The organism is Mangrovihabitans endophyticus, assembly GCF_014646155.1.
Lineage (GTDB): Bacteria > Actinomycetota > Actinomycetes > Mycobacteriales > Micromonosporaceae > Actinoplanes > Actinoplanes endophyticus.
In genome coordinates, this window is sequence record NZ_BMMX01000213.1 from 1 (window position 1) to 507 (window position 507).

The 507-nt window shown below is 39.6% G+C and carries 1 protein-coding gene; it reads right to left on the bottom strand.

Features of this window, described 5'->3' with window-relative positions; translation table 11 throughout:
- A partial coding sequence (locus tag IEY73_RS34975; protein WP_189083275.1) for a glycosyltransferase occupies nucleotides 1–507 on the bottom strand: 507 nt, incomplete at both ends.

A 507-nucleotide genomic window follows, 5' to 3' on the forward strand; every position in this document is an offset into this window, starting at 1 on the left:
GATCGTTCATCTAGTGCAAATTGCCTGGTCGCGCTTAAAGGGCTATTGGCGATAATAGGCACAATCCCCACGCTAATAGCCTCTAAACACGCAATCGCTTCGCTTTCCACATTGGCCGTGTGCGCATAAAGGGTGCAAGTTTTTAAAATCTCTAACAATTCATTGGAATTGACAAACCCAAATTCCGTTTTTACGCCTAGTTTTTGGGCTAAAAGTTTGATTTTTTTCTCATCAGGCCCTTTGCCTTTGAGCAACAATACAATATCTTGTTTGTATTTGCTTAAAGCAACCGCTTGGATTAAAACGCTTTGATTTTTTTCATTAGAATAGCGCCCTACCATAGCGATTTTAAAGGGTGTGGTGTCAAAAAGGCTTTTTTGCGGGTGTTCAAATCTAAACATGGGATCAAAGCCGTTAGAAATAGCGTATTTTTTCCCTCCATAGTTGTATTTTTCTAATTCTTCTACAATGAATTTTGACGGGCAATGGATATGGTGGATATAGCGG